Here is a 6814-nt window from a genome sequence, read left to right on the forward strand (position 1 = left end):
CAAAAAATTAAACAACAGTACGCCAAGTACATTGAGTTTTTTTGTTGTTTAATCTATATGGACTGAAGCTAAATGATAGCTTCAATGCTATAAATAAGGATGACGGCAAAGGTTGTCAAGTGGTTTTTTCTCATATGCCAAAGCTGAGTTAATGTGCGAGAGGTCTAAGTTGTATGGCATAAGGTTACCTATACCAATTCTGTATGTAAATCTCTAACTAGAACTTCAGCACATTCTCTTTGAACGATTATACTGATCTTGGTTTCAGATGCTGTGATAGCGAATATTTCTATCTTTTTCTCGCTCAAGACCTTGAGCATGCGGTGCATTACTTCAGCATCATACATAACTCCAATACCAATTATTGAAATTCTAGCTATGTTATTGTTTATTATATAGCTCCCATTCAGTAGCTTTTTCATTAAATCAATATCAAATTCAGAAATTACGAGACTTGATCCGTGTATCATATCAATTTTAATGTTTGTCCCTGCAATATCCCTTAAAATACGTAAGGTATCTGCAAGGTTAGCAAAAGTTACAAGAGCTTCATTAGTGCTATAAGTTATTCCAGTAATTGTGTATCTCTCTAGTACATCTTTTTTGTGCAGTACTATAGTTCCTTCCACCTCTTTAAAGGTGGACAGCACTTGTACTTTAACATTATGTTTCATTGCAAGCTGTACTGAGCGATTATGTAGTATTTTAGCACCAGATGACGACATCTCCAACATTTCATCGTAAGAGATAGATTTGAGCTTGCGTGCTTTTGGAACAATTTTGGGATCAGCTGTATATACTCCATCAATATCAGTGAAAATTTCGCAAAATTTGACGTTAAAAGCTACCGCTAAAGCAACTGCTGATATATCAGAGCCTCCTCTTCCAAAAGTAGTGATTCTATCATCATGTATACCCTGAAATCCGGCAATGATCGCTACAGTATACCCTTCAGTAAAAGACCTTTTCAGATGATCAATCTTTATTGTTTTTATTTTAGACTCGGAGTAAAGATCATCTGTTATAATCGGTAACTGCCAAGCAAGCCAAGATTTAGCGTTTATTCCAATAGATTGGAGAGTGATTGCTAGCATGCCGCAAGAAATCTGCTCTCCCGCTGAAAGTATAACGTCATATTCTGACAGCTCTCGTTTGCAGCTTAAATTTGAGATTTGTCTAGCTTGAAAAGCCATTTGATCAGTAAATCCCGCAATGGCAGATACAACGACGATTACATTACAACCCCTCTCAACATCCTTTTTTATCAAATTTGCAACTCGGTTTAAGTCAGTTAATGAGCTCCCACCAAATTTTTTTATGATTATATTGTCCATAGCTACAATATAGCTTTCCTCCAGAAAAAAATATAGCGCTAGTTGATATAAACTTTAAAAGACTCAGTTATTTTCCATAGCAAAATCCCTAGCTAGGAATAACGAACCACAAATCAGTATGGTTTTGACATTCTGGATAGGAGCTTTTAGTATGTGGTTTAATATGGCATCACCGATCGATTCACATTCAATAGCATTTATCCCTATATTATCCGCTCCCTTTTTGATTAGACCTGTATTTGTTGCTTTGGGCTCAGACTTAACACAAACCGCACATAATAACTTGATATATGATTTTAAGTGTTCCAAAAACTCTTCCACGTTTCTGTTACGAGTAACCCCAAAAATCATATGAATACCTTCAGCAAAATTATTTTTCACCCAATTAGCTAACACTCTAGCACCATCGTTATTGTGCGCACCATCTAAAAATAATTGCCAATCTTTCGGTAACAAAGAAATTAAACTGCCCTCTTTTATAAGCTCTAGTCGTGCAGGCCAGTAGGTATGTTGTAAACCTGAAGTGATATCCTCTTCTCCAAGATCAAATCCATACCTTCCACTCAAAATGCTACATGCTGCAATAGCGTTTCCTGCATTAATTATTTGGTGATCGCCCTTCAAAGAAGGCAAGGGAAATTCTATTGATTGAATAGCCGATTGGAAAACCATTCGAGCTGATGTCATTCCAGCGCTTGACGCTGGAATCCACTCATTTTTTTGCTGGATCCCAGTGTTAGCTACTTGGATGACAGACAGTTGTTTACTGCAATTCCACTCAAAGCTACCTCTATATAAAGGAGATTTCTTATTGATTGCGCATTGCTCTAGCGTATTCATTATGGACTTTTCTTGTGGTGCTATTACGCAAGGAACATTATGCTTCATTATTCCAGCCTTCTCACCCGCTATAGTCTCTACAGTTGGACCAAGATATTCCACATGATCAAGTGCGATGGAAGTAATGATTGTTAAGATCGGATTATTTATAACATTTGTTGCATCACGTCTTCCACCCACGCCTACTTCGACTAAACTCACATCGGCTTCATGACGAGAGAAAGCTAAGAATGCTGCAATTGTTGCAGCTTCAAACAAAGTGATAGGCTGATCTGCAATTGCAGCGCGGCATTCTTCTAATAAACTATATAATTCATTATCGTCAATATTACTCCCTGCAACGACTATTCTCTCATTAAAATTAACTAAATGTGGAGAAGTGTATGCATGGACCTTATATCCCGCTGACTGCATTATGTGCCTTATAAAAGATAGTGTCGAGCCTTTTCCATTAGTTCCAGCTATGTGAACTGCCGGAGGCATCTTTTTTTCGGGACTGCCTAACTTACTTAAAAAGCTTTTCATGCGCTCAAGAGAAAAGTCTTTTTGTCTTCTACCAAGTGGCTTAGGCCAGTGAGGCATGTATATCATAGATTGTTACTACATTTTTATTCATCTATAACACTTGCTATATCATACGTATCAATTTTTTCACTGAATTGAGAACGTTGATTAATAGAAATACTTATTCCATTCATTACAACATCATTGATTAATAAAGAACTGTTACTTTTAGCAACTTTAAAGTCAATATTTGTAAATTCTTCGTCGCCGTAGGAAGATCTTGTATTAACCAAGCAAGTTCCATCATCACCTGCTTTTAAGCCTATTATAGCCATTTCGCTGTTGTTCATGTACTTATACAAAATTTTGTGCACAAATGCATAAGATGCATCTCAATATTTTTTCAAGAAACTTTCTCTTTCTTCTTGGGTAATCAAAGTCCAATGTTTTCCCATTACAAATCGGAATATTTCTTTGAGATTAACATTGTTTCGAATGATCTCCTGAAGCTTTCTATATACACATTACAGATCTCTTTTCTTCTCTTTTGCATATATGCTATTCACTTGTTGGTTCATAGCATGCACAAAAGTTTTGTGATCTGCACAACTGGTGTAATCACCTGAAGAAATTATAACAAAAACAATAATGATTAAAACTTTAACAATATTCATAAGATACACTTATTGACCGCCACACTTAAAATGCAAAGTTTAATAAAGGTTGAATAATAGTCAGTTTTACTGTTGACTGCAATATACATATAGACACAACTTGTGTAAACCAGCTATAATTATAAGGGTCTGTTCTATACGTTATGAGTTAAGTTAAATTTCCCGAGCGATAATTTCTAGTCAAGGGAATTGCCTCTATTAACTTCATTGAAATTAATACGTGATGCCCACTTTAACTTTAGGTCTCAGGAATCTACTAAGACTGACGGTAGATATGGATCCTATTCCAGTTGATTTAGATTTATGCTCTACCTACACAAAGAACAAGGTACTTTTTTCTGTTCATCTGATGAGATATTTCAGGTTGTAATTGATGTTGAGAAGTATCCTGATTTTGTTCCTTGGTGCAAAGCTGTTTATATAAAAGAAAAAATCGATAGCCAAATGGTTGTGGATCTTCTAGCATCTTTTCATGGTATTAAAGGAAAGTATACATCAGAAGTAACCTTTCTTGCTCCAAGCAGAACAAATGAAGGTTGGATAAAAGCTGTATCATCAAATGGAATATTCAAACATTTATATAATGAATGGAAATTCATTCCTGTAGGTGAAAATAAGACCATGGTGAAATTTTACATAGAATTTAAGTTTAAATCTAGCTCGCTTTCAACTCTATTAAACCCAGTGTACAAATATACACAAAGTAAAATAATTGCTGCATTCAAAGAAAGAGTTGAGAACCTTGCTAAGTAAAAGTTATCTTGACATTATTAATATAGATACGTAATTTTCTTAGTAATTTTAGTGTTTATATTGTAATGATTTTCAGAATATTGCTTTTACTAATTTTTATAAGTGTTAATTCTTATGCAGTTACTAAACAAGACTTGTCCAACAGCCAGTACACTCGAAAAACTGGTGAAACAACAGCAGAAGAACTATTATCACCATTGCCCGATGACAAATCACTAGGAAATCCAAAAGCGCCAATTTTAATGATAGAATATGCTTCGCTCACTTGTTATCACTGTTCCCTTTTTCATAAGGAGGTTTTTCCTGCAATTAAAAAGAAATATATAGATACGGGAAAAATGTTATATATATTCCGTCATTTTCCTCTAGATTACAGAGGATTAAAAGCTGCAATGCTAAGCTATTGCTATGAAAAAGAAGAAGACTACTTTAATTTTAACAAAGCTGTTTTTAATTCAATAGACTCGTGGAACTATTCTGATTTAAGTGATTTAACTGTACTACAAAGAATTGCCGCACTAAGTAACTTAAAGCAGGACCTGTTTAACCAATACATCGATGAAAAGAAAAACAAGGAAGTGTTTGACAAAATTATAAACGATAAATCACTGGCAATAAATAAGCTTGGTATTATGGCTACTCCAATATTTTTTATTAAGCTTAGTAACGATAAATCAGGTACAGAACATAATAAAATTAAACACGAAGGATATAAAACATTAGAATACTTCACTAATGTAATAGATAGGCTATATGAAAAAGCTATAGTGAAATGATACCACTGTAGCTTATCATAAAAAAACTATGTTGAGCTATCGTTTTTTACCACTGCTTGCTGTTTCTTACGCTCAAATTCTCTTTTTTTACTGTGCCAAGCGTAATAATACATAGCAATTTTATTTTCTATTAATATTATTGTTCCATCATAAAACTGAACCATATCCATAACTTTTTTCTGGGCTTCATCAAAACGTTCCCTATATTTCTCACGATAAGCTGGGTTATGTAACAATGTAACCCCTTCATCTTTATTAGATTTTTTGCTTAACGTTTCAACTTCACCAGCAATATTATAAGACATATAACCCCCTCTAATTGATTATGAAAATTATATTTTAACTAAAGAGAAACGCTCATAAGCAGTTCCTCAAATTCTAGCATGACAATCTATCGATTATTATACTAGTTAATTATAATATTATATATAATAATTTCTGTCACTTAAAATTTTACGCTGTAAAAAATAATAACCTAAGATAAACGTTTTTACCATTTTTAAGCTAACATATATAAATTTTATATAAACTAAATCTATTTAATAGTAAGCATGGCACGCAACAACTCTAACATGAAATTATCATACATAAGAGATTTATTCGCAAAGAAATACAAAAAAATAGAAGGATACTGTATTTTTGAAGAAAAGAAACACATCCAAATTAGTGCTGAAGAAGGAAAGCTGCTCAGTTTATTTATAAAAATCCATAAGGTAAAAAGTATCGTTGAAATTGGTACATTATATGGGTATTCATCGATTTGTATGGCAAAAGCTCTACCTGAATGTGGCCATATATACACAATAGAGAACAATCCTAAGCACTTAAGTATAGCAAAAAAAAATTTTAGTGCTTTCAATCTGAGCAATAAAATTACTTTAGTAGAAGGCAACGCATTGGAAAAACTGAATGAGTTGTCAGCAAAAGCACCGTTTGACATGACGTTCATTGATGCAGATAAAGGTGGCTATCCTAAATACTTAGATTGGGCAGAGCTTTATATTAAACAAGATGGGCTCATTGTTGCAGATAACACTCTATTATTTAACACAGTGTTTTTAGAATCACCTCTAAAGGAAGTATCAGAAAAATCATGGCAGGCTATGAGAGAATTTAATCGTAGATTATCAGACGAAAAAAAATATTACTCTATATTAATTCCAACTGATGAAGGGATGACTGTAGCTTTAAAGTTAATATGAGTTAAAAATCAAAGTCGGCATAATGCCTAGGAGGAGTTAATCCAGAAACTCTTTCTAATAACATTTCACGAAAACAAGGCCTTGACTTAACAATAGAGTACCATTCTTTTAAAATTCTACTTTTTTCCCATGGAAAACTATTTACATAGTCCATTACAGAGATATGTGACGCTAAAGTAATGTCAGCCAAAGTGAACTTATCGGTTGCAAGCCAAACGTTTTTGCTAATTAAGTGTTCAATGTATTCTATATGGCAAGACAGATTATGCTGAGCTGCATGAAGAAACCTAGAGTCAGGAATGCGGTTAATTATTACTTTTTCGTTTATAATGTATTTAGTAACTTCGTTGTAAAACTTGTTATCAAACCAATTAACCAAAGCACGTATTTTAGACTTAACAACAGTAGACAAATCGAGCAATTTGATATCGCTGCTGTAAGTTTCTTCTAGATACTCACAAATAGCAGTGCTGTCTGTTATAATAAAATCGTTATCCATAAGTACTGGCACTTGTCCAGTTGGGTTAATCTCCATAAATTCATTCCTCTTCTCCCACGGATTCTCGTATACTAAATCACAACCTAACTTTTTCTCCTTGAGAAGAGCTCTAACCTTTCGTGAGAACGGACAAAGAGAGAAGTGATATAAAATCATAATCAGTTTATATATATAATTTATGTAACCCCAACTAATTATAGACTATTATAGGATACACCTTGCTAAATAAAAA

General features: G+C 33.6%; 8 protein-coding genes, 1 other RNA gene and 1 pseudogene. 4 read left to right on the forward strand and 6 right to left on the reverse strand.

What is annotated here, in order from left to right:
- Positions 1–188: 188 nt before the first annotated feature.
- The 4 genes and pseudogenes from IHO40_RS04155 to IHO40_RS06200 all read right to left on the reverse strand — a co-directional run bounded on the left by IHO40_RS04155 (position 189) and on the right by IHO40_RS06200 (position 3352).
- Positions 189–1334, reverse strand: a complete 1146-nt coding sequence (locus IHO40_RS04155; RefSeq protein WP_225536899.1) for an aspartate kinase — start codon at positions 1332–1334, stop codon at positions 189–191.
- Between the two features lie 63 nt (positions 1335–1397).
- A complete protein-coding gene (locus tag IHO40_RS04160; protein WP_225536900.1) occupies positions 1398–2765 on the reverse strand; it encodes a bifunctional folylpolyglutamate synthase/dihydrofolate synthase in 1368 nt (455 codons plus the stop codon).
- Between the two features lie 17 nt (positions 2766–2782).
- Positions 2783–3187 (reverse strand): annotated as a pseudogene (locus IHO40_RS04165) (MlaC/ttg2D family ABC transporter substrate-binding protein); the annotation flags it as partial.
- A gap of 15 nt (positions 3188–3202) precedes the next feature.
- A complete protein-coding gene (locus tag IHO40_RS06200; RefSeq protein ID WP_410543361.1) occupies positions 3203–3352 on the reverse strand; it encodes a hypothetical protein in 150 nt (49 codons plus the stop codon).
- Between the two features lie 123 nt (positions 3353–3475).
- On the opposite strand from IHO40_RS06200, the gene ssrS reads away from it, so the two are divergent.
- The 3 genes from ssrS (at position 3476) to IHO40_RS04180 (ending at position 4881) form a co-directional block, all read left to right on the forward strand.
- Positions 3476–3637: non-coding RNA, 6S RNA (ssrS, locus tag IHO40_RS04170), on the forward strand.
- Positions 3638–3655: 18 nt separating this feature from the next.
- Positions 3656–4105, forward strand: a complete 450-nt coding sequence (locus IHO40_RS04175) for a type II toxin-antitoxin system RatA family toxin (protein WP_225536901.1) — start codon at positions 3656–3658, stop codon at positions 4103–4105.
- A gap of 65 nt (positions 4106–4170) precedes the next feature.
- On the forward strand, positions 4171–4881 hold the full coding sequence (locus IHO40_RS04180; protein WP_225536902.1) for a thioredoxin domain-containing protein: 711 nt from the start codon (positions 4171–4173) through the stop codon (positions 4879–4881).
- Between the two features lie 26 nt (positions 4882–4907).
- Here IHO40_RS04180 and IHO40_RS04185 read toward each other — a convergent pair whose 3' ends face one another.
- The gene (locus IHO40_RS04185) at positions 4908–5186 is read right to left on the reverse strand and encodes a DUF2671 domain-containing protein (protein ID WP_041044952.1); all 279 of its coding nucleotides are present in this window, start codon (positions 5184–5186) and stop codon (positions 4908–4910) included.
- 246 nt (positions 5187–5432) lie between these two features.
- On the opposite strand from IHO40_RS04185, the gene IHO40_RS04190 reads away from it, so the two are divergent.
- The gene (locus IHO40_RS04190; RefSeq protein ID WP_225536903.1) at positions 5433–6083 is read left to right on the forward strand and encodes an O-methyltransferase; all 651 of its coding nucleotides are present in this window, start codon (positions 5433–5435) and stop codon (positions 6081–6083) included.
- A 1-nt stretch (position 6084) separates the two neighbouring features.
- Here IHO40_RS04190 and IHO40_RS04195 read toward each other — a convergent pair whose 3' ends face one another.
- Complete coding sequence (locus IHO40_RS04195; protein ID WP_225536904.1) at positions 6085–6738, reverse strand: glutathione S-transferase family protein; 654 nt, start codon at positions 6736–6738, stop codon at positions 6085–6087.
- Between the last annotated feature and the right edge of the window lie 76 nt (positions 6739–6814).

This window comes from Wolbachia endosymbiont of Mansonella ozzardi (assembly GCF_020278625.1).
GTDB lineage: Bacteria > Pseudomonadota > Alphaproteobacteria > Rickettsiales > Anaplasmataceae > Wolbachia.